This window comes from Aequorivita aurantiaca, from assembly GCF_030410135.1.
Lineage (GTDB): Bacteria > Bacteroidota > Bacteroidia > Flavobacteriales > Flavobacteriaceae > Aequorivita > Aequorivita aurantiaca.
This window is the reverse complement of sequence record NZ_JAUGQQ010000001.1, coordinates 168,989-192,851: the sequence shown is the minus strand read 5'-3', so window position 1 is coordinate 192,851 and position 23,863 is coordinate 168,989. Positions and strand designations below refer to the sequence as shown.

General features: G+C 40.4%; 19 protein-coding genes. 10 read left to right on the top strand and 9 right to left on the bottom strand.

The window, feature by feature from the left end; genetic code table 11:
• Positions 1 to 46 precede the first annotated feature (46 nt).
• Positions 47 to 658, top strand: a complete 612-nt coding sequence (locus QRD02_RS00940) for a lipoprotein signal peptidase (RefSeq protein ID WP_290253021.1) — start codon at positions 47 to 49, stop codon at positions 656 to 658.
• A 3-nt stretch (positions 659 to 661) separates the two neighbouring features.
• Here the strand turns inward: QRD02_RS00940 and QRD02_RS14385 are convergent, their stop codons facing one another.
• The 8 genes from QRD02_RS14385 to QRD02_RS00905 all read right to left on the bottom strand — a co-directional run bounded on the left by QRD02_RS14385 (position 662) and on the right by QRD02_RS00905 (position 7,585).
• The gene (locus QRD02_RS14385; RefSeq protein WP_353959560.1) at positions 662 to 1,084 is read right to left on the bottom strand and encodes a DUF2752 domain-containing protein; all 423 of its coding nucleotides are present in this window, start codon (positions 1,082 to 1,084) and stop codon (positions 662 to 664) included.
• Positions 1,062 to 1,346 (bottom strand): CD225/dispanin family protein, encoded by a 285-nt coding sequence (locus QRD02_RS00935; protein WP_290253020.1) that lies wholly within the window; start codon positions 1,344 to 1,346, stop codon positions 1,062 to 1,064. The genes QRD02_RS14385 and QRD02_RS00935 overlap by 23 nt, the downstream gene beginning before the upstream one ends.
• 33 nt (positions 1,347 to 1,379) lie before the next feature.
• Positions 1,380 to 1,964, bottom strand: a complete 585-nt coding sequence (locus tag QRD02_RS00930) for a 5-formyltetrahydrofolate cyclo-ligase (RefSeq protein ID WP_290253019.1) — start codon at positions 1,962 to 1,964, stop codon at positions 1,380 to 1,382.
• A gap of 49 nt (positions 1,965 to 2,013) precedes the next feature.
• The gene (locus QRD02_RS00925) at positions 2,014 to 3,012 is read right to left on the bottom strand and encodes a succinylglutamate desuccinylase/aspartoacylase family protein (RefSeq protein ID WP_290253018.1); all 999 of its coding nucleotides are present in this window, start codon (positions 3,010 to 3,012) and stop codon (positions 2,014 to 2,016) included.
• Between the two features lie 2 nt (positions 3,013 to 3,014).
• Positions 3,015 to 3,887: a 30S ribosomal protein S6--L-glutamate ligase gene (rimK, locus tag QRD02_RS00920; RefSeq protein ID WP_290253017.1), complete on the bottom strand. Its 873-nt coding sequence runs from the start codon at positions 3,885 to 3,887 to the stop codon at positions 3,015 to 3,017.
• Positions 3,884 to 4,309, bottom strand: coding sequence for an ATP-dependent zinc protease family protein (locus tag QRD02_RS00915; protein WP_290253016.1), 426 nt, complete (start codon positions 4,307 to 4,309; stop codon positions 3,884 to 3,886). Before QRD02_RS00915 ends, rimK begins: the two co-directional genes overlap by 4 nt.
• A gap of 120 nt (positions 4,310 to 4,429) precedes the next feature.
• Positions 4,430 to 5,305: an ATP-grasp domain-containing protein gene (locus QRD02_RS00910; RefSeq protein ID WP_290253015.1), complete on the bottom strand. Its 876-nt coding sequence runs from the start codon at positions 5,303 to 5,305 to the stop codon at positions 4,430 to 4,432.
• Positions 5,306 to 5,362: 57 nt separating this feature from the next.
• Positions 5,363 to 7,585: a TonB-dependent receptor gene (locus QRD02_RS00905; protein WP_290253014.1), complete on the bottom strand. Its 2,223-nt coding sequence runs from the start codon at positions 7,583 to 7,585 to the stop codon at positions 5,363 to 5,365.
• A 165-nt stretch (positions 7,586 to 7,750) separates the two neighbouring features.
• Between QRD02_RS00905 and uvrC the strand changes: the two genes are divergently transcribed.
• From uvrC to QRD02_RS00865, 8 genes are all read left to right on the top strand, one after another.
• Positions 7,751 to 9,547, top strand: a complete 1,797-nt coding sequence (gene uvrC, locus QRD02_RS00900) for an excinuclease ABC subunit UvrC (RefSeq protein ID WP_290253013.1) — start codon at positions 7,751 to 7,753, stop codon at positions 9,545 to 9,547.
• A 64-nt stretch (positions 9,548 to 9,611) separates the two neighbouring features.
• Positions 9,612 to 11,846 (top strand): patatin-like phospholipase family protein, encoded by a 2,235-nt coding sequence (locus tag QRD02_RS00895; RefSeq protein WP_290253012.1) that lies wholly within the window; start codon positions 9,612 to 9,614, stop codon positions 11,844 to 11,846.
• A 111-nt stretch (positions 11,847 to 11,957) separates the two neighbouring features.
• Positions 11,958 to 13,118 carry a homogentisate 1,2-dioxygenase gene (locus QRD02_RS00890; protein WP_290253011.1) on the top strand — a complete coding sequence of 387 codons (1,161 nt, stop codon included), beginning with the start codon at positions 11,958 to 11,960 and terminating at the stop codon, positions 13,116 to 13,118.
• An 18-nt stretch (positions 13,119 to 13,136) separates the two neighbouring features.
• A complete protein-coding gene (gene hppD, locus QRD02_RS00885; RefSeq protein WP_290253010.1) occupies positions 13,137 to 14,297 on the top strand; it encodes a 4-hydroxyphenylpyruvate dioxygenase in 1,161 nt (386 codons plus the stop codon).
• Positions 14,298 to 14,402: 105 nt separating this feature from the next.
• The gene (locus QRD02_RS00880) at positions 14,403 to 15,179 is read left to right on the top strand and encodes a DUF3108 domain-containing protein (RefSeq protein WP_290253009.1); all 777 of its coding nucleotides are present in this window, start codon (positions 14,403 to 14,405) and stop codon (positions 15,177 to 15,179) included.
• A 25-nt stretch (positions 15,180 to 15,204) separates the two neighbouring features.
• Positions 15,205 to 16,428: a M23 family metallopeptidase gene (locus tag QRD02_RS00875; RefSeq protein WP_290253008.1), complete on the top strand. Its 1,224-nt coding sequence runs from the start codon at positions 15,205 to 15,207 to the stop codon at positions 16,426 to 16,428.
• A 188-nt stretch (positions 16,429 to 16,616) separates the two neighbouring features.
• The gene (locus tag QRD02_RS00870) at positions 16,617 to 19,250 is read left to right on the top strand and encodes a TonB-dependent receptor (protein ID WP_290253007.1); all 2,634 of its coding nucleotides are present in this window, start codon (positions 16,617 to 16,619) and stop codon (positions 19,248 to 19,250) included.
• A gap of 92 nt (positions 19,251 to 19,342) precedes the next feature.
• Positions 19,343 to 19,783: a hypothetical protein gene (locus QRD02_RS00865; RefSeq protein WP_290253006.1), complete on the top strand. Its 441-nt coding sequence runs from the start codon at positions 19,343 to 19,345 to the stop codon at positions 19,781 to 19,783.
• Between the two features lie 71 nt (positions 19,784 to 19,854).
• Here the strand turns inward: QRD02_RS00865 and QRD02_RS00860 are convergent, their stop codons facing one another.
• Positions 19,855 to 20,913 (bottom strand): endonuclease/exonuclease/phosphatase family protein, encoded by a 1,059-nt coding sequence (locus QRD02_RS00860; RefSeq protein ID WP_290253005.1) that lies wholly within the window; start codon positions 20,911 to 20,913, stop codon positions 19,855 to 19,857.
• Between the two features lie 130 nt (positions 20,914 to 21,043).
• Here QRD02_RS00860 and QRD02_RS00855 point away from each other — a divergent pair, with 130 nt between their 5' ends.
• Positions 21,044 to 23,842 (top strand): TonB-dependent receptor, encoded by a 2,799-nt coding sequence (locus tag QRD02_RS00855; RefSeq protein ID WP_290253004.1) that lies wholly within the window; start codon positions 21,044 to 21,046, stop codon positions 23,840 to 23,842.
• The last annotated feature ends 21 nt before the right edge of the window (positions 23,843 to 23,863 follow it).

Sequence of the window (23,863 nt, the reverse complement as noted above, 5' to 3'; positions counted from 1 at the left end):
TGTATAAACTACTCATCGCAACGCTAAAGTGATAGCACAAAAAACTATGAGCCTAAAAAAAGCTGCCTTCATTATTATACTGATTTTATTGATAGATCAGATTTCAAAATTTTATATAAAAACAAACTTTGTATTAGGCGAAGAAATACGGGTTTTTGACTGGTTCCGTATTCTATTTGTTGAAAATGAAGGAATGGCCTGGGGGGCGAAAATTCCGGGGCAATACGGTAAACTTTTCTTAACCCTGTTTAGAATTGTTGCCATTGGAGGAATTGGATATTGGCTTTGGGATTCCGTTCGAAAAAACATGCCCTGTATTTTGGTATTTTGTATAGCTCTTATTTTTGCGGGCGCTTTGGGCAATATTATTGACTCCGTTTTTTATGGCATTATATTCAACGATAGCCATCACCAAGTGGCCACATTATTTCCAGAGGGCGGCGGCTACGGCACCCTTTTCCATGGAAAGGTGGTGGACATGCTATATTTCCCCTTATATGGCGGCACCTTGCCAGAATGGGTTCCTATTTGGGGCGGTGATTTTTTCACTTTTTTCGATCCTGTTTTTAATGTTGCGGACTCTTCCATAAGCGTCGGGGTTATTTTGTTGCTTCTTTTCAATAAAAAAGCTTTTCCGAAGAAGGAAGATGAAGCTTAATCTTTAATCCGAAGGCGCAAGTAGGTTAAAAGGGTAACATTGCAAATTCCTTAAAATCCAATAAATAACTGCTATTCCGAAATACCCGAAAATAAACAGATTGCTGTAAAAAAGCAGGAATCGATATCGAGTGCCGAAAATCCAATTGGCGGCAGTAATTCCCAAGCCGTAAATTAATATGGGCAGCGTAAGCACCAGCAATGGGTTAAACTTAAACGCCCCAACCAAATCTCCATGCACCAAACTGTGGATTGCCCGCTGCGAACCGCATCCTGGGCAAAAAAGCCCGGTGATATAATGAAAAGGACAGGGAATAAAAAGCGAATGTGTGGAAGGGTTATGCGAGAAGTAAAAAATAAAAATGCCCCCAAACAGAAGTATGAGGGCAAGTTTAAATAATTTTTTAATATCCTGCAAATGCTCCACCTAAGCCGATAACCATAAAAAATATCACGTAAAGCACCCATACCAAAGCAGCAGCTACGGCACCCCAAATAGCCCATTTCTTGGCATCGTCGGCAGCTTTTTGCGCGCCAATGGTGTCTCCCTGGGCCCAAAGTTCCTTAACTTTTGTCGCTTTAATTATTGACACAATGCCCAATGGTAGGCAGCATAAAACAGTACATAAAATTGCCCAAACTAAATTATTGTCCGGCGGTATACCCATAGGTTGGTTAGTTGTTTCCATCGTTATTATTTATTGGTTGATAATACATTAACATTATAAAGATAAAGGGTTATTTTGAAAATCTATTATTTTTTTTGGCGTTACGCAGAAATTTAAAGGTACATCCGTGGCTTCAAAGAAAATTTCCGGCTCTGGTTCAAAAAAAGATAAACCTATCAATTGAGTGTTTTTTTTACAGTTTTTTAGAAATCTGTCGTAAAAACCTTTTCCGTAGCCAATTCTATGACCTATTTTATCATAGGCCAATAACGGCACAAAAACAACATCTAGAATTTCTGGGGAAAGCTCAATTCCCGAAACCGGCTCAGGGATTCCCCATTTTGAAATTTTTAAAATGGTATTATCCTGCAACAAGAAATGCTTCATTTGGCCCGTTTTAAAATCGGCTTTGGAAACCACGATGCTTTTTTCCTTACCTTGAAGAATGTGCAACAGATAATCCGTATTCACTTCATTTTTGGATGCGATGGAAAGAAAAATATGATAATAAGTTTTATTCCAAATGGGAAGTTTCAACGCTTGATTTGCAATCTGAAGGCTCATTTCTTCAACAAAATCAGGTGTAAGATTTCCCCGAAGTTGAATATATTTTTTCCGAAGTGTTTTTTTATCAGCCATTATTTTTTCGATAAATCAGAAACGAAGAATTGCAAAAAAGTTATTCGGTTCAATCCTCCATTTCTTCATATTCCGTATCGGTTTTTACCGTTGAAATGTGAAAAATGGCATCTCCCTGATTTACGATTGGCGATTGGTTCACATTAATTATATATCCCTCATTGGGCGATGTAACCTTAAATCGCATTTTTCCATAGGGGTCGGTTATGGTGGCCAGAAACTCACCTTTTTCCACGTGTTTATTACAATCTATTTTTACGTGAAGCAGCCCACTTCGGAATGCGCGAATCCATTTGCTTTTTTCAATGATAACCGTTTTGGCCGGTGGCTCTGGGGCCACATGCCTTTTGCCTAACATATCCAAATGTTTTAAAAAGCGCAGTATCCCGTCAACTCCTTCTTTGACGATATGTTTGTTGCTTTCGCGGCTTTTTCCCCCTTCAAAAAGCAGCACGGGTATACCCATTTTCTGACAGGTTTTTCTATAGGATTTTTCAATGGTGTTTGAGTAAACCGTAAACGGCGCATTGAAAACCTTGGCCAGTTCCAATAATTTTGGGTCATCGGGTTTTATTCTAATTTGTGCGGCGTTGAACCTACTGGCCCCGCCGGTATGGAAATCGAGACAATAATCGGCGTGGGGCAATACTTTTTTTGTGAAATGAAATGCAACACGGCTTGCCAAAGACCCGGATTTAGTTCCCGGAAAAACACGATTCAAATCGCGTCCGTCGGGAAAGGAACGGTCCCCGTTCAAAAAGCCGAATACGTTCAGGATGGGAATACAGATAATCGTGCCCCGTTTTGGTTTGTTCAATTTTCGGGCAATAAGCTGGCGCACTATTTCCACGCCGTTTATTTCATCGCCGTGTATGGCAGCAGTAATCAAAACCGTAGGACCCGGAATTTTGGACCGCTCAATGATGATGGGAATTTCAACTTTGGTTGAGGTATAGAGTTTTGCAATACTGAAGTCAATGGTTTTGCTTTCGCCAAGCGCTACATGTTCATTTAAAATTACAATATCACGTTCCTCTCTTTTAGCCATTTTTACACGTTGCGTTCAATGTATCTTATAATGGTATTTGCAATATCTTTTCCAGTTGCATGTTCAATTCCTTCTAAACCTGGGGAGGAGTTCACTTCCAAAATTAGGGGTCCCCTATCAGATTGGAGCATATCAACACCTGCGATTCCCAAGCCCATTGCTTTTGCGGCTTTTAGTGCGGCCGTTTCCTCTTCATCAGAAAGTTTTATTACTGAGGCTGTTCCGCCACGGTGAAGGTTGCTTCTAAACTCGCCTTCTTTTCCCTGTCGTTTCATGGCCCCTACCACTTGGCCATCAACTATAAATGCACGAATGTCCGCCCCTCCGGCTTCCTTTATAAATTCTTGTACAATAACGCGGGCCTGAAGATTATTGAACGCCTCAATCACGGATTCTGCAGCCTTGCGGGTTTCTACGAGAATAACGCCTATGCCCTGTGTTCCTTCTAAAAGTTTTATAATTACGGGCGCACCTCCGGCTTGGTCAACAATTTCCTTTACGTTTTTTGAATAATTGGTGAAAACGGTTTTCGGCAATCCCAGACCTGCGCGCGATAGGATTTGTAAACTTCTGAGCTTGTCGCGTGAACGAACTAAGGCTTGCGATTCGGTGGTGGTGAAAACTCGCATCATCTCAAATTGGCGGACTACCGCCGTGCCATAAAATGTTACTGATGCCCCTATGCGCGGAATAATTGCATCAGCATGGTCCAATTTATGGCCTTTATATATTATTACCGGATTCTTTTTTTCGATAACAATATCGCACTTGGCATGGTTAATAACCTCTACGTCGTGTTTTCTGGCTTTTGCCGCTTCAACGAGCCGTTTGGTGGAATATAAATTTGCGTTTGCCGATAATATTTTGATGTTCATTTTTTGCTTTTAAGTTTGAAGGAGAGGTTGGTTTTATTAATATCGACCATGTATTTTTTGCTCAAAAAATTTCTGCCCAAAAGTACGGGAAAACGCATTTCTTCGCGGTCGCTCAAAGTTAAATAAATGGAATGTGTTTTTCCAAACAGAATAATTTCTGTCTTGATTCTATAGCGGGCTTCTGCTTGGCCGTTGCTGCTTTTTACCACTTTCACGTCATATTCGTCAAAAACGATTTCCTTTTCGTGATAGCTGGGATGTTCTTCATCTAAAAAATTACATTTTAAATAGTTGTCTTCCACTTTCATATTTTTGCAATGGATGGATGAGGTGTAGGCGCCCGTATCAACTTTCACTTCAATGTCAAAGAGGTTTAGCAACGGAAAATCCGCCTTATCTATTCTTCCTATGTTTCTTTTCAAAGTTTTGGGATTTGGTAACTGCAAGTTAAGAAATCGAAACTGAAATAGAAATAGAAGAGAATTCTACCTCTATTTGATCGCTTGGTCATAAATTTATTTTCCGCGAACATTGAACCGGGCCTATTTGGTGGCATTGAGTTCAATATAGCCTATTACACTTTTTGAAACATTTTTGCCCGATGTATTTTCAATGCCCTCTAGCCCGGGTGTGCTGTTTATTTCCAAAACCAATGGACCGTTTTTGGATTGCAGTATATCTACGCCGCAAAAGCCGAGGTTCAATGCTTTTGCGGCCTTTATTGCAATTTTTTCTTCGGCCGGGGAAAGGGCAATAATCTCTGAAGTGCCTCCGCGGTGCAGGTTGCTTCTGAAATCGCCTATTTTGCATTTCCGCTTCATACCTGCAACCACCACGCCATCAACAACAATTGCACGGACATCGGCGCCATTTGCTTCTTCAATATATTCCTGCAGCAGGAATTTAACTCCCGCCGCATTCAATGTTTCAATGGTGGCTAGAGCGTTTTGGGGGCTTGCGGAAAGTATGACGCCTTCACCATGGGTCCCTTCCAATAGTTTAATTATAATAGGTTTGCTGCCAAAGGTTTTGACTTGTTCCTCAAATTCGAAATAGGAAGCATACAGCGTTCTTGGCACCGGAATTTTGTGCTGTGACAAAATTTGGAAACACGTCCATTTGTCGCGACTGTTTGTTATACCAGCGGACGAAACCACAGTGAATATGCCCATCGCCTCAAAATGGCGGACAACATTGGTTCCGAAGTAAGTATTGGAGGCGCCAATTCGAGGAATTATGGCGTGAACATCATTAACCAATTCGTTCTCGAAATAGAGCACTGCTTTTCCGTTTTCTACGGCAAGATTGCAATAGGATGGATCCAAAACTTCCATTTTGTGATTTCGTGCCTTTCCAGCATTTAAAAGACTTTTGGTGGAATATAATGCCTCCCCACGCGATAAAATGGCAATGTTCATAGTTGCTTATTGTGCGTGCAATTTAACCAAAAAGAACTTCGCCAATAAAATCATTAGTTAAAAATTAACGGTTACCTTTCCTCTTAGAAAAAAGGGAGTTCCGGGAGTAAAATTTATTTCTTCAACAGGCTCGGGCTCATCGAAAAGTCTGCTTTCTGTGGCAAATTGGGTTTCGTTCCATTCGGTATCAAAAAGATTTTCAATTATAATTCCAAAAACAAAATTACGGTAGGTATAATTTATGTTGAAATCAGTAACGAAATAACCTTCTGCAATAATGCTGTTGTTCTCATTTGCGGGCCTATCCTTTATATAACGGTAGCTCAAACCGCCGGAAAAGTTTGAAAAATTTTCAACAGCAATTCCACCGGTTGAGGTTAAGTCCGGCGCGAGTGGAATATAGTTTTCACCAATTGGTTCTTCCGTGCTTCGGGCGTATGTATAGTTTATATCCCCATAAAAATATAGCCATTCCAAAGGTTCATATCGAAGTCCAAAATCTACACCCATTCTTCGAGTTTTGCCACTGGGCTCAACAATAGCGGCATCACCCACATATACAAATTCCTGTTCTAAGAAAAGGGTCCACAAGGCCGTGTTCAGAATAAGATTATCGGCCAGTTTATAAATTGCTCCAATGTCGGCGCCATAAGCAGCGGGCAGAATTTCGTCACCATTATTTGCCACCACCACGCGCGCATCATTGGAATGGAAACCGATTCCTGTTTTCAAAAACATTTGGAGGGCCCGATTTGGACTGTAAATGAAGTTCAACTTTGGACTGGCAAAAAGTTTGTTCTCACTTTTGTTATTATAGGTTGGGGTTAATTTATTTTCATAATCGAACTTATAATAATCTAATCTTACGGCTGGGTTTATTTGCAGATCGCCAAGGCCGAATTCTGTGTTCAAAAATGCGAAGCTGTTTAGTTGGTCCACATTTCCCAAGGCCAACCGGTTTAGGATTTCGTATCGGTTTTTAGTGTGCGATAGCTCGTTATTGTTAACGTCATCATACCGGAAACCAATTCCTGCGGAATATGAGAAATCCAATTTGTCTATTTTCATTTTTTCTGAAAACACAGTCTGAAAACCCATAATATTCCTGTTCTCGCGTTGTGCAATTTGATCTCCGTTCACAGGATCTTCCAAATAAAATGTGAAGTTTGAAAATAGCTCAAAATCATAATGGGAATAGTAGGCCTTGGTTTCCAGTTTTGTATTTTCTGAAAGAACTTTTGAATGATTGACCAACAAATCCGTGCGACTTGTATTTCCACCCTCCGTATCGTCAATAGCGCCAAAACGGGAAATTAATCCTTCATCAACCGCACGCTGTGGTATTTGTCCGGAAGCATCCCATTTGCTTTGGAAATGCGAAACCATTAAATTTAACTTCTGATTGTCGGGCAAAACCAAATTGTATTTAGCCATCATATTGAAACGGTTAAAATTCTGTGGAGATTCAAAAGGTCCGTTGAACGTGTTGAGTGAAGCTGCCAAATAAGCGTTGCTATTTTTGGATTCCAAAAGATTAAAAAGTCCCACCATTCGGAAAGCATCAAACTGCCCATATTCTACAGAAACGGAACTTTGGTCCAACTTTTCCAAAGTTTTGAAATTTACAAACCCAGCTGTCGCAAAATCGCCATAAGCCACATTATATGGGCCTTTTCCGAAAGCTATTGCATCAATGGTTTCAGGAATCAAAAAGTGCAAATCACTATAGCCCTGCCCATGTGCGTGCGAAACCATATTCACGGGCAAGCCGTCCACCGAGAGGCTAATATCGGTGCCATGGTCAATGTCAAAACCGCGCAAAAATATTTGTTCTGCTTTGCCGCCACCCGCGTGTTGGCCAATTATCAGTCCCGGTACTTTCCGTAGAATTTCTTGCGAGGAATTTACTGGCGCGGTTTTTAAATCTACGGCAACAATTTGGCTAAGGGTGTTCACTTCGGGCGTGATGGTAACCTGTTCCAAGGAAACCGCAGCTTGTTCCAAAACAATGTTTAGCGGTTGCGAAAAGCTTGTCGTTGTTACCGCATAATCAAACGGCGCAAATCCTAATATGGAAAAGCTAATGACATCATTTTCAGTAACAGCCTCGAGCAGGAAATTTCCCGAGGAATCAGTATGGGTATGCTTGCCAGAGTTCCGATCAAAAATTGCTACTCCTTCAAGGGGGATGTTATTTGGGTCTGTAACCTTTCCTTTTAAAGCTTGCGATTGCGCAATTCCAAAGCAAAACAGTAGTGTACACAGCAGTATATTCTTCATTTTTATTAATTGGTTGGTAAGAACTATATTTTGGTTTTATCTTTTTTTATTTCATACTGATAAATACGGAATGTTTCTTAATCATGAATTTTTATTACTTCCCATTAAAGCTTTCCTTAGTATTTTTGCTGTTGAAAAAACAAAACATCCAGTATCTTTGAGTCCATGGCCAACGCTTCGGTATCACTTCAAATAGCAACACTTCCCGATTCACCCGGCGTTTATCAATACTACGATAAAGATGGGAAATTACTCTATGTTGGCAAGGCGAAAAATATAAAAAAAAGAGTTTCGTCCTACTTCAACAAATTGCAGGGAAATGGCAAAACCAAGGTATTGGTTAGAAAAATCGATACCATTCGGCACATTGTGGTAAAAACCGAAACTGACGCCTTGCTGCTTGAAAATAATTTGATAAAAAAATATCAGCCACGCTACAATGTGATGCTGAAGGACGATAAAAGCTATCCCTGGATCTGCATCAAAAACGAGCGCTTTCCGAGAGTTTTCCCGACCCGCAGGTTAATACGCGACGGATCCGAATATTACGGGCCATACACCAGTATGAAAACTGTGCACACCTTGCTGGAGCTCATAAAGGGGCTGTACCCATTGCGCACTTGCAATTATGACCTATCGGAAGAAAAAATAAGAGCTCAAAAATATAAAGTATGTTTGGAATATCATTTGGGAAACTGCGCCGGACCGTGTGAAGGGCTATATTCCGAAAAGGAATATCACGACAATATTGAAGCGATTCGGAATATAATAAAGGGAAATTTCAAAGATTCCCTGCATCGGTTCAAGACCCAAATGAAAGCATTGGCGGCGGATTTAAAGTTTGAGCAAGCCCAGCGGGTAAAGGAGAAAATTGATATTTTGGAGAATTATCAATCAAAATCCACCGTTGTAAATCCAAAGATTAATAATGTGGATGTTTTTTCAATCATCTCGGACGAAAGTTATGGCTATGTAAATTTTCTGCAACTTTCCCACGGCTCCATAATCCGGTCGCACACACTGGAAATAAAAAAGAAACTTGACGAAACCGATGAAGAGCTGTTGCAGCTAGCCATAATTGAAATCCGCCAGCGTTTCAATTCGCAGTCAAGGGAAATTTATGTGCCCTTCGAAGTTGAGGTAGGCGAGGAAATAAAGGTACACGTTCCCAAACTTGGGGATAAAAAGGCAATTCTCGAACTTTCCGAAAGAAACGCAAAATATTATAGAATGGAGCGTTTTAAGCAGGCCAAAATTGTTGATCCCGACCGCCACGAAAAGCGAATAATGGCGCAAATGAAAAAGGATCTTCGGCTAAAGGAGGAACCAAGGCACATTGAATGTTTTGACAACAGTAACATTCAAGGAACCAATCCAGTGGCAGCCTGTGTGGTTTTCAAAAATGGAAAACCCAGTAAAAAAGATTATCGAAAATTCAATATAAAAACCGTGGAAGGTCCGGATGATTTTGCATCTATGGAAGAAGTTGTTTACAGGCGCTACAAAAGATTGTTGGAAGAAGAGCAACCATTGCCGCAACTTATCATCATAGATGGGGGAAAAGGGCAGCTTTCCTCGGCCTTAAAAAGCTTGGATAAATTGGAATTGCGCGGAAAAATTGCTATAATAGGAATAGCAAAACGCTTGGAAGAATTATTTTATCCCAATGATCCTATTCCGCTATATTTAGACAAAAAGAGCGAAACCTTAAAAATAATTCAGCAGTTGCGTAATGAGGCACACCGTTTTGGCATTACCTTTCACCGTACTAAACGCAGCAAGCAAGCGCTGGACACAGAGCTTGAAACTATTCCCGGAATAGGCGAAAAAACGGTGTTGGAATTGCTAAAGCATTTTAAAAGCACCAAACGGATTGCCAACGCCAGCTATGATGAACTTTCCAAAATAGTTGGAAGCAACAGGGCAAATAAATTGATTTCGCATTTCAACAATAAAAATTAAATAAATGGATTTGATAATTACCAACATCCATTTAAACCCAAGTAGTAACATCCCAAATTAATAAATGAAGAAAATACTCCTCATTTTATTCATGTTGAATACATTCTTTTCCTTTTCACAGGAAAAGCAGGGCGAGGATGTAAAGGTGGGATTGGTTTTAAGTGGCGGAGGGGCCAAAGGACTTGCGCATATTGGCGCACTAAAGGTAATTGAAGAATCGGGTGTTCGCATAGATTATATTGGGGGCACAAGCATGGGCGCAATTATTGGGGCACTATATGCCTCGGGATATTCCGCTAATGCTTTGGACAGTATTTTCAGGCAAACAAACTTTAGCACTCTAATTCAGGATGACATTCCCCGAAGCGCAAAAACTTTTTATGAAAAAAAGGAATCTGACAAATATGCTTTAGTACTTCCTTTTGATGGTTTTAAAATTGGGTTCCCATCAGGGCTTTCCAAAGGACAAAACGTGTACAATCTCCTTTCAAAATTAACGAGCCATGTGAGCCACATTTCTAATTTTGAGGAGCTTCCCATCCCCTTTTTCTGTGTGGCAACCAATGTTGAAAATGGACAAGAGGTAATCTTGGATCGTGGCTATCTTCCCCGTGCGGTTACTGCCAGTGGTGCGCTTCCATCACTTTTTAGTCCGGTGGTAATTGACGGAAAAGTACTAATTGATGGAGGCGTAGTCAATAATTATCCCGTAAGTGAAGTTCGCGCGAAGGGAATGGACATTATTATTGGGGTGGACGTGCAGGACAGTTTAAAAAACCGTGACAATCTCCGTTCGGCTTTTGATGTTTTGGTACAGATTAATAACTACCGCACCATTAAGGATATGATTGAAAAGCGTAAAAAAACCGACGTTTACATTCACCCGAACATAAAAGATTTTTCAGTAGTTTCTTTTGATGATGGCAAAAACATTGTAGCATCGGGCGTTGCTGCTGCGGAATTGAACCGTGAAGCACTTGAGAATATTGCGATGAGGCAAAAAAAGATAGAGCGTGAAAAAGTCATTTTCAAGGCCAACGATACCATTTTTATTAAAGATGTAAAAATAGAGGGCAATGAAAAATATACGCGCAGCTATGTGTTGGGTAAACTCAAATTCCGAACCCCCGATAAAATAACATATAAGGATTTTGGTGAGGGCATCAACAATCTTTCAGCCACGGGAAATTTTCAGGATATAAATTATAGATTTATTGAGGACGAAAACAACCAAAATACATTGCTATTGCAATTGCGGGAAAGTCCATCGTCCATGATGCTACGCTTTGCGGCACATTACGACGATCTGTTTAGAACTGCGGCATTGGTTAATGTAACCCGAAAACGACTTTTAACCAATAATGATATTGCCTCGTTGGACCTTATTGCGGGCGACAATTTGCGCTATAATTTTGAATATTATATTGATAAAGGTTTTTATTGGAGCGTAGGGTTCAATTCAAAATACCATTTTTTCGAAACCGAGGTTCCCTTAAGTTTCATTGGGGCAGACATTGATGCTGAATTTACTTTGCCCATCAACAGCCTTACCATTAATTACAGCGATTTTACCAACCAGCTTTACTTTGAAACCCTTTTCCGACGAACCTTTATGTTGGGCCTTGGCGGCGAGCATAAATACTTGCGGTACCTTTCCGAAACTATTGGCACGGACGAAAATAACCTTCCGCGAACAATTTTTGAAAGCACCAATTATTACAGCGCCTTCGGATTTCTAAAATATGATACCTACGATAATAGTTTCTTCCCGAAGAGCGGAGCTTATTTTTCGGGCGACTTTCACTGGTATCTTTTGGCAAACGGGCGAAACAAAAATTTTGAGCCGTTCTCTTTGGCTAAGGCAAAACTGGGCTATGCACATACTTTTTTCGAAACAATTTCCGTAAACATAACAACTGAGGGCGGTTTTAAATGGGGTGGTGCAGAAACCACATCATTGGACTTTGCCTTGGGAGGCTATGGTTTTAAGGAAATGAACAATATTATTCCCTTTATGGGCTATGATCCCATTTCGCTTCGGGGGAATACTTATTTAAAATCATCTCTTACATTCGACTACGAAATTTTCCGAAGAAACCATATAAACATTTCCGCCAATATTGCCAACGTGGGCAATGATCTTTTTGAAACCGGGAAGTGGATAGATAGAATTAATTATTCCGGCTATTCATTGGGTTATGGTTTGGAAACTGTTTTGGGGCCGATGGAGATTAAATATTCCTATTCCCCAGAACGGGACCAAAGCGAATGGTATGTGGCATTGGGTTATCGGTTTTAGCAAAATCTTACACGCTTCCCTCTAATATTTTTCCGATATTTGAGGAATTAATTCGAAAACAACATCGAAATCAAATCGATATTGTTTCACCAAAATCAAAAATTAGCAGTTATGCCTTTCTATCATAAACTGGGAAAAATTCCACCCAAGCGCCACACCCAATTTCGGAAACCGGATGGAAGTCTGTATTCCGAACAACTTTTTGGAACCATTGGTTTTGACGGAATGTACAGCAATATTTATCACGAAAACAGGCCGACGCAGGTAAAGGAAATAAAAAAACAATACAACGTTGCGCCAAAGATTTCGAAGCAAAACAACATACAATCCTTCCGCTTCAAAGGGTTTGAGGTAAAGCCCGAAAAAGATTATTTGGATAGCAGAAAAACCGTGCTCACCAACAGCGATTGCAGCATTATCCTGGCTGCTCCGCAGGAATCTCAAAAGGATTATTTCTATAAAAACACAAATGCCGACGAACTTATTTTCATACACAAAGGCACCGGAAAACTCCGCACCTTTTTGGGAAATCTCGATTTTAAATACGGCGATTATTTGTTGATTCCACGAGGAATAATTTATAAAATGGAATTTGATACTGAGGATAATCGGCTTTTTATAGTGGAATCAAAACGGCCCATTTATACCCCGAAGCGCTATAGAAATTGGTTCGGTCAATTGTTGGAACATTCGCCCTATTGTGAACGCGACATTCGCAAACCCGAAGAATTAGAGACTTACGACGAGAAAGGAGAATTTTTGATAAAGGTGAAAAAAGGGGATGATATTTTTGAAATGGTGTATGCCACCCATCCCTTTGATGTGGTGGGTTATGACGGTTACAATTTTCCGTATGCTTTTTCAATTCACGATTTTGAGCCCATAACCGGAAGAATACATCAACCGCCGCCCGTGCACCAAACCTTTGAAACCGACGCTTTTGTGGTTTGCAGCTTTGTGCCGAGGTTGTATGATTACCATCCGCTCAGCATTCCCGCGCCATACAACCACAGCAATATTGATAGCGATGAGGTGTTATATTATGTGGATGGCGATTTTATGAGCAGAAATGATGTAGCTGCCGGGCACATTTCCTTGCATCCCGCGGGAATTCCGCACGGGCCGCATCCGGGCGCTGCCGAAAGAAGCATCGGCAAAACAAAAACGGATGAGCTTGCAGTAATGGTGGATACATTTAAACCTTTGCAGGTAACTGAAGATGCAATGAAAATCGCTGATGACACATATTATCAAAGTTGGTTGGATCATTAAAAATTTGAATATAACATTATGAGCAAAGAAGTAAAGTCAGTCGATTACGGGCTGGAAAAAATATTCGAGGGCGCAGAAGATTTTCTGCCATTGCTGGGAACAGATTATGTAGAATTCTATGTGGGCAATGCAAAGCAGTCCGCACATTTTTACAAAACCGCATTCGGATTTCAATCCTATGCATACAAAGGTTTGGAAACCGGTTCGCGTGATTCGGTAAGTTATGTATTGAAACAGGACAAAATCCGATTGGTTCTAACCACGCCCTTAAACAGCAAATCCCCAATTAACGACCACATTGTAAAACACGGGGATGGCGTAAAGGTAATTGCTTTATGGGTGGATGACGCCGTAAGCGCTTTTGAGGAAACAACCAAGCGCGGAGCAAAACCATATTTGGAGCCAACCACCGAAAAAGACGAGCACGGCGAGGTAGTGCGGAGCGGAATTTACACTTATGGCGAAACTGTGCATATGTTTGTGGAAAGAAAGAACTATAACGGAACTTTTCTTCCCGGTTTCCGTGAATGGAAAAGTGATTATAATCCTACCCCCACAGGCTTAAAATATATTGACCACATGGTGGGCAACGTAGGCTGGGGCCAAATGGACAAATGGGTAAAATGGTATGAGGACGTAATGGGCTTCGTGAATTTCCTTTCCTTTGATGATAAGCAAATTCACACCGAATATTCCGCGCTTATGAGCAAAGTAATGAGCAACGGCAACGGGCGCATAAAGTTTCCTATAAACGAACCAGCAAAGGGTATAAAAAAATCCCAAATTGAAGAGTATTTGGATTTTTATGAGGATTCAGGAGTACAACATTTAGCAGTTGCAACGGATGATATTATTAAAACCGTAAGCCAGTTGAAGGAACGGGGAATTGAATTTTTACCGCCACCACCGCAAGCGTATTATGATGATATTCCGCGCCGTTTGGGCGATCATATGAAAATGATGAAGGAAGATATAAACGAGTTGAAAAAACTTTCAATTATGATTGATGCCGACGAGGAAGGTTATCTGCTGCAAATATTTACAAAACCAGTAGAGGATCGACCTACATTATTTTTTGAAATAATACAGCGCATGGGTGCCAAGGGTTTTGGAGCCGGAAATTTCAAAGCATTGTTTGAGTCCATAGAGCGCGAGCAGGAGCAAAGAGGGACTTTGTAATCCTGTAACATTACTTAAACCCCATCGTCATAAAGAGGTGGGGTTTTATATTTTTGGAACGGTAGTTGTAATTTTAAAAACACAAAACCCCCATAGTCTCAACTTATGAAAAAGCTACTTGCGCTTTTATTTCTTTTTGGAAACATCATTAACATTTCTGCCCAAGAAAGAGCCTATGGCGATGGCGAATTTTTTAAATTCCGGGTACATTACGGTTTCGTTACTGCGGGTTATGCTACCCTTAAAGTGAACGATGCGAAAATAAAGGGAAAGGACGTATACCACGTGCGGGGTTTCGGTGAAACTGTGGGTGTGTCAAAATGGTTCTTCAGGGTTAAGGATGATTACCAATCCTACATCGATAAAGAAAAAGACATTCCCTATCGTTTTATCCGAAAAATAGACGAAGGCGGTTATACCAAAGATGTTCAAATTGACTTCAACCACTCTACCAATAAGGCAACCGTTAACGATAAAAAGCATAACGAAACAACTGTATTTTCTTTTCCGAAGGAAACACAGGATATGATATCGGCCTTTTATTACCTCCGCAATAAATTGGACACAGAAAATATAAAAGAAGGTGATGTTGTGGAAATGAATATGTTTTTTGACAAAGAAAATTACAAATTCAGGTTAAAATTTCTTGGAAAAGAAGTTTTAGATACTAATTTTGGCCGCGTTCGCACTTTAATTTTCAGACCCTACGTGCAATCCGGTCGTGTTTTTAAGGAAAAAGAAAGCCTAACAGTCTGGATCAGTGATGATAAAAATAAAATCCCACTGCTCGTAAAAGCAGATCTGGCCGTAGGATCCTTAAAAGCAACATTAACCGAATTTAAGGGATTACAACATTCTTTTAAAATTTTGGCAAACCAATAAAAATAATACCCGAAAACTCCCAGCATTGAAGAATTTAATTTTATTCCTTTTACCCCTTATTCTGCTTACAGCCGCCTGTGAAAACAAAAATGAAGATTTGGCCGAAACCCCTACCGTGGTTGCGGAACCCATAATTGAACAATATGGGTATATCTTGAATGATTTCAACGTAATCCGCGACACTATTCGAAAAGGTGATACATTTGGAGATATTCTGTTTGCAAATGGCGTTCCGCAAGAACAGATAATGGAGGTTGCCACAAAATTCCGCGACAGTTTTGATGTGCGGAAAATAGGTGTGGGGAAACCCTATGTTCTTCTTAATTCCAAAGACTCTCTGAACAAAACCCAGGTTTTCATTTATGAATCCAATAATGTTGACTTCGCAGTAGTGGATTTTAGAGAAACCCTAACTATCTATAACAGCCAAAAACCCGTTCGATATGAGGATAGAGAGGCATCGGGCGTTATAACCAGTTCGCTTTCTGCCACCATGGAAGAACAGAATCTTAGCCCATACATGACCGACCAATTGGCAAACATTTATGCCTGGACAATAAACTTTTTCAAGCTACAGCCCGGCGACCGCTTCAAGGTAATATATACTGAAAAGTTTATTGATGATACTATTCCCGGTGGTTTAAAAGAAATTAAGGCAGCCTATTTTGAACATCGGGGCAAACCGCTTTATGCCTTTAAATTTACTTCCGATTCCCTTGGAAAAATTTCAGGTTATTATGACGAACAGGCCAATAATTTAAAGCGGGCATTTTTAAAAGCTCCCGTACAATTCAGCCGAATTTCTTCTCGTTACAACTTAAACAGGCGCATTAAATACTACGGTTTCAAACTACGGCCACACAGGGGGACGGATTTTGCAGCACCAGTTGGAACACCCATTCTTGCAACGGCCGATGGCGTAGTTACCAAATCTGAATATCGCGGAGGTAATGGAAATTATGTAAAAATCCAACACAACGGAACTTATGAAACCCAATACCTCCATATGAAGGCCCGTAAAGTAAAAGTGGGCCAACACGTGAGTCAAGGCGATATAATCGGGTGGATTGGAATGACAGGAAATACCAGTGGTCCCCACGTTTGTTATCGATTTTGGAAAAATGGAAAAGAAGTAGATCCCTTTAAGGAAGATATGCCATTTTCCCAACCACTTCCTAAGGAATTGCACCAACAATATTCCGCAAATATGCTTCCAATGAAGGAAATTTTGGATTGCATTTCCTTTTAATTTTAACCGGCTTCGGCCATGTTAATAAACTTGTTATTAACTAACCACCAATTTTTCAACCCTTTAAGCTATAAATTCTATCTTTAATTGAGATTGTTTTTAGTAATGATTTCTTAATCGTTTTTATTGGGTATAACCTATCTAAGGTTGTATTTTTGCCGAAATTTTTAAACCTAAAATTTAATTTCATGAAAAAACTATTACTAATTGTTTTTTTTCTGGGCGGTCTTGCCGCTTTTTCGCAAACTACGGTTACGGGAACGGTAATCGACTCTGAAAATAACGATCCATTGGCAGGAGCTAACGTGGTCGAGACTGGCACAACAAACGGTGCCATTACTGATTTTGATGGAAACTTTACTTTGGAAACCACTTCAACATCAGGTACACTTACCATTTCATACATTGGGTACACCATTGAGAAAGTCCCATTTCGAATAATGAACGGCACCGCAAACTTGGGCACCGTAAAAATTACGGTGGATTCTGACGCACTTGAGGAAGTTGTTATAGTAGGGAAGGGAATTATAGATTTAGCAAAGGACCGTCAAACCCCTATCGCGGTTTCAACCATAAGTGCTGCCGAAATTCAGGCTAAGGCCATCGGAAACGTTGAATTTCCGGAAGCTATTAAAAGTACACCCAGTGTGTATGTTTCTAACCAAGCGGGAGGTTTTGGTGATTCAGAAATGTTTTTGCGCGGTTTCGACCAGACAAACACGGCGTTCCTGTTGAACGGGCAACCCATTAATGGCATGGAAGACGGAAGAATTTACTGGTCCAACTGGTCCGGAATGTCGGATGTTGCAAATGCAGTACAGGTTCAACGTGGATTAGGTTCTTCAAAATTGGCTATTTCATCAGTAGGTGGTACGGTAAATATCGTATCGCGCGCAGCTGGAAGAAAGGAAGGCGGTTTTGCTCGTTTTATGACAGGTAATGACAGCTATTTCAAAGGAACTGTTAGTTATGATTCCGGGCTAAAGGGGAAATGGGCATACAGTTTCATGCTGGACCACTGGCAAGCACACAGAAAATATTCAGACGGGACAGCCGGCCAAGGCCAAAATTATTTCGTGGGAATAGGCTACGTACCAAATGACACCCATTCCTTCAACTTTCTATTGACCGGAGCCCCACAATGGCACGACCAGAATTTTTCCGATTCTTTGGAAGATTATGATCTTTATGGTAAGCGCTATAATGCAAATTCTGGATTTTATAACGGCGAGCGCTATACCGTAAGAAGAAATTATTACCACAAACCAATTGCCAACCTTAACTGGGATTGGAATATTAGCGACAGAACAAACCTATCCTCCGTGCTTTACGCTTCTTGGGGGCGTGGCGGCGGAACAGGACCTGCAGGAAGTTCCAGCAATATAATTCGAGACAGCCATGGCGAAATAGATTTTGACACCATCGAAGAGAATAATATCGCCGGCGCTGAAAACGGAATTGGAAGCTTTGGCCAAGGGTCATTAGTTCGAAGAATGTCCGTAAACAACCACAACTGGTATGGGTTCCTTTCAAATTTGGAAAGTTCCGTGAGTGATAATTTTGCTGTAAATATTGGTGTTGATACGCGTTTCTACAAAGGAAGCCATTGGTACCAAATGAATGATCTTTTAGGATTGCAAGGCTATGCGGACAACCGCGGTTATGGCGATGCCAGAGATAGTGACTACGTAATCAACGAAACATTCGAAGCCAACCCATGGGCAGCTCTTTTCAGCTCGGCCGATGAAGGGCAACGCTTTAATTATGACTATTCAGAAAACATCAATTACATAGGTGGTTTCGGACAGGCAGAATACAAAATTGAAAGTTTCTCAGCCTTTGTACAGGGAGCAGTTTCAACCCAAAGTTACCAAAGGGATGGCCGTGCTGAAGGCTCTGAAATCGAAGGCGTGAATGGGCTTGGAAAATCTGAAAAGGTCAATAAAATGGGCTATAATATAAAAGGAGGAATGGGATATTCATTCCTAGAGAACAGCACTCTTTTTGCAAATGCAGGTTATTATTCAAGACAACCTTATTTGGATAATATTTTTTCAGATATCAGAAACTCAAATTACATCCTTGAGGGTGATAACGAAATAGACAATGAAGAAATCCTCGGAATTGAAGTAGGTTACAGATTCCGTGCCGGCGCTTTCAGCTTAGATTTGAACGGATATTACACCACTTGGGGTAACAGATTCCTTTCTGGAGGAACAATTGATGCAGATCCAACTTCTTCAAATCCAGTGGAGCAAGTGGACCGTTACCAAAGATTTACTGACATTACACAAGTTCACAAAGGATTTGAGTTTGAAGGAAAATATAGATACTCAAGTGTTTTTATGTTGAGAGCTTTCGGAAGCATCGGTAACTGGAAATATGATGGTGAAACGCCGTTCCAAACAAGGGAGGACGAAACCAACGCTTTATTGGAAGAAGGCAATGTAAACCTTACCGGTACAAAGGTGGGCAACGCACCGCAAACTTCTTTCGGATTCGGATTTAAGTACAATATTTTTGGCGGCTTGTCCGTAGATGCGGACTATAACATCTATACAGATCTTTACGGTTTTGTGGATGCGGAAGATGTTGTGGATGCAGCCCAAGCGGGAGTAGTCTATCAAGCTGAACGCTTGCCAGCATACAGTGTGCTTGATGCGGGAATTACTTATAAATTTGATTTTGGCGGCAATGATTTTACATTCCGTGCGAATTGCTACAACGCAACGAATGAAATGTATTTGAGCCAAAAGGATTCATTTGGCTATTTCTATGGAAACGGAAGAACTTGGAATGCAAGTCTTCGATACGATTTCTAGTAGACATCTAGTTTTTGTAAAATGCCCCGATTTATTGGGGCATTTTTTTTGTCAATAAAGCTTATCTTTGGAATTCTTTAAAAATAATTACTATGGTTACTTCCGTTCAATTCATCCATTCCTATTGGGCCTACTTGGTTCTTCTTATTTTGTTGTTGGCAACATTCAATGCACTCGCAGGCTTTTTTTCAAAAAGGGAATATGCCGCGAAGGATTTTAGAATATCGCTATTCGCCCTTATTGTAACCCATATTCAATTGCTCATCGGGCTTATACTTTATTTTGTTTCGCCTTTGGGCCTTTCAAACATTAGGAATATTGGAATGGGTGAAGTAATGAAGAATTCAGAATTCAGGCTTTATGCTGTTGAACATCCATTCGTGATGCTTTTGACGGTAATTTTTATTACCATTGGTTATTCAAAACATAAAAAGAAATTATTGTCGCACGGCAAGTTTAAAACTTTGGCGATCTTTTATACCATCGCCTTGGTTTTAATGTTAAGCCGAATTCCTTGGAACCAATGGTTTTAGACCGAAACCCGATATTAAATAAGAAATGCGCACCAGGTTATTGTGCGCATTTTTTTTATGCTTAGAGTTTATCAATTTTCGGAATCCTTCTCTTTTATTAAATAAACATAAACAGGAAAATGGTCGCTATACCCGCCGGTATACCCGTTCACAAAACTTCGGAAAGGATATCCCTTATATTGCCCTCGAGGGGTGGCAAGATAATTTTTATTAAAAATGCCGGCTTTATAATAACGATAGGAGGAATAATCTTTCTTTGTCAATTCTGAGGAAAGAATTATTTGGTCAAAAAGGTTCCAGGCATCTCGATAGGCCAGGGTGCCCATTCCTTTTTTGTACATATCCTCCATTGGGTTGTATAATTCCTTCATTTTCATGTTGTCTCTTTCTCCCTTTGTTTTAAGAATATCTTTTACACTTGGGCTTATGGGGTCGTCATTAAAATCGCCCATTGTAATAATTTTTGCATATGGATCTTCGCTCAATAATGAATCCATTATATGTTTGTTCAATTCCGCTGCTTTAATCCTTTTTGGCCGGCTTCGTTCTTCCCCACCGCTTCGGGAAGGCCAGTGATTTACAATGATGCTTATTTTTTCACCATCCAGCATGCCACTCACTAAAAGTTGGTCGCGGGTGTAAATACGTTTGCTTCGATCTTGGTCATCGTAAATTTCTAATTCATAATTGGTGTAGTGTGTGGGAGTAAATATTTTTTTTTGATATAGCAGTGCCACATCAATTCCACGCCGATCAGGGCTGTCAAAATGCACTATTCCATATTCTTTATTTACCAATGGCTCTTGGTTAACAAGATCCTCTAGCACACGAAGATTTTCAACCTCACAAACACCCATTATTGCAGGAGCTGTTCCCGTAACATCGGCACCGATTTCAGATATCACTTTGGCCATATTTGCAAGTTTAGCTTCATAGATTTCTTGGGTCCAATGATCTTTGCCTTCGGGCGTTCGGTCCTCATCAAAAATCAGGGGGTCGTCTTCATAATCAAATAGATTTTCAACGTTGTAAAAGGCTACGGTATTTACTTTATACTGTTTTTCACTTTGGGCCAGAATTGCTGCAGTGAAAAGAAAATAAATACTGAGAAAATAAATGGGAATTTTCATAAGAAAGACAATGATTTTATTTTAAGTTATCTTTAACATTAAGAGGTTTCAAAAGTAGGTATTTCATTTAAAAAATGTAGTTTTGCTCCCGCATTTTAAAACAAAAATTTACTAAACTTTATTATTTAGAATGAACAAATTCATTTTTACAATTTACACGGTTTTGTTGGCATCTACTTCATTATTTGCCCAAAATCCTGTAGTAATGGGTAAGGTACTTGATACCAACTCTAGCGAACCAATTCCAGATGTTCAGGTAAGGATTCAGAACAGTATTTTCCAAACCCTTACCGATGCTAACGGAGTTTTTTCCTTTTCACAGGAAACCCTGCCACAGGGCGAGCAGGTTTTGGAAATTTCAAAATTGGGCTACACCAGCCTGAAAATTCCAGTTACTATCCAAAATGACAATCCGGTTAATTTAAAACCAATTCTTTTGTCGGTTGATTTATTGGAAGTAGAAGAGCAAATAGGCATCATCAGCCTTTCGGACGAACAACTTGATGAGGACGAAGGTACCTCCTTCAATGTGTCTGGATTGCTTCAAGCCTCGAAGGATGTATTTTTGAATGCAGCTTCCTACGATTTTAGCGCCACCTTTTTTCGTCCCAGAGGATATGATTCTGAAGACGGAAAAGTGCTGATCAATGGTTTGGAAATGAACAAGCTCTATAACGGAAGGCCTCAATGGTCCAACTGGGGCGGCTTGAACGATGTGCAGCGCAACCAAATGTTTTCTATGGGAATGTCTGCCAATGAATATAATTTTGGCCATCTTGCCGGAACCACCAACATTATTATGCGCGCCTCGCAATACAGAAAAGGCGGTCGTGTTTCCTATGCCACAAGCAACAGAAGTTACCGTGGCCGCGTAATGGGGTCCTATAATAGTGGACTGCTGCCAAGTGGCTGGGCTTATTCAGTTCTTTTGGCGCGTCGTTTTGGTGATGAAGGTTTTGTGGACGGAAGTCTTTACGATGCAAACTCGTTCTTTGCTTCGGTGGAAAGAAAATTGAACGACCAACACAGTTTAAACCTTACCGCCTTTTACACCCCCAACCGCAGAGGTAAATCTTCGGCAAATACACAGGAAGTGTATGATTTAAAAGGAATTCGATACAACAGTTATTGGGGAGACCAAGATGGCGAGAAACGAAATTCCCGAATTAAGGAAGTCAATGAGCCGGTTGTAATGTTAAACCATTATTGGGATATTTCTGAAAAAACCCATCTTAATACCAATATTGGATATCAGTTTGGCAAAACTGGAAACAGCCGTTTGGGATATGACAATGCCCCAAATCCAGACCCAAGTTATTACCAAAACATGCCAAGCTACTTTTTGGCCGATCCAAATGGACCTAACTATGGCGGTGCTTACCAAGCTTATGAGGAGTTCAAAAATGATGGCCAGATTGATTGGTTAGACATTTACGAAACCAATATTTTTTATGGCGGTACTTCGCGTTATTATTTATATGATGATAGGAATGATGACAAACAGCTTTCTGCAAACACAATATTGACCTCACAAATAACGGACAATATAGGAATTACGGCATCTTTGAATTACCGAAACCTAAACTCCCATAATTTTGCGAATATGATTGATTTGTTGGGCGGCAATGGCTATTTGGATGTTGACAGTTTTAATTTTGGGGATGCCTCCCAAAGCGATTTAAACAATCCAAACCGAGTTGTGGGCCAGGACGACATCTTTAAATATAACTATGAATTGGATGCGAGCGACTACAGTGGTTTTGCCCAGGCGCAATTTTCCTATTCAAAAGTAGATTTATATGTTGCCGGAAAAGTGGGCCAAACTAGCTACCAAAGAAATGGATTGTATAGAAATGGTTCTTTTGGAGAAGGAAATGAATCTTTCGGAAAGAGTGAAAAACTAGATTTTACAACCTTTGGCGGAAAAGCTGGAGCAACTTATAAACTTTCTGGAAGACATGCTTTTGAAGTCAATACGGCTTATTTCACGGATGCACCCACCTTACGGAATTCGTTCTCAAATTCGCGGCAAAATAACTTTACCGTGAATTCCCTCGGTATAAGCAATGATTTATTGCAAGAGGAAAAAAACATAAGCGTGGACGGAAGCTACATTTTCCGATCGCCTATTGTTAAGGCACGCTTAACTGGGTATTACACCATGATGCAAGATGCTACGGAAATTTCCTTTTACTATTTGGATGGGGTATATGCTCAGGGTGGAACCCAAAATGATGGGAGCGACAATGCCTTTGTACAGGAAATTCTTACCGGAGTAAATAAAAAGAATTTGGGTGCCGAATTAGGCATTGAAGCACAAATAACCCCAACTATCAAATTGAAGGGAGCTGCGGCATACGGCCAAAATACGTATGACAATAATCCAGAACTATATTTAACTTCAGACGATTTTTTAAGCGATTACGAATATTACGGCCCTTCCTATTTAAAAGATTATAAAGTAGCCGGTGGCCCGCAACAGGCTTACCAAATTGGTTTTGAATACCGCGATCCAGATTTTTGGTGGGTGGGCGCAACAACCAATTATTTTAATAATGCCTATATAGACGTGTCGCCCATAACCCGTACGGCCAACTTTTATACGGACCCAAGCGACGGAATGCCCTTTAATGATTACGACCCAGCTGTCGCGAGAGAATTGTTGAAGCAAGAAAAGTTTGATGACTATATGTTAGTAAACGTGGTAGGCGGGAAATCTTGGAAAATCAAAGATTACTACGTAGGTTTCTTCGCAACCATCAACAACATTTTAGATCAAGAATACAAAACCGGTGGTTATGAGCAGGGAAGAAATGGTAACTACAGAGCACTTTCCGATGACGCCGCAAATGACACGCCAGTGTTCGCGCCAAAATATTGGTACGGATACGGCACCACCTACTATCTAAACCTTTACGTTCGATTTTAATTAAGTAAAAAGCATTAAATT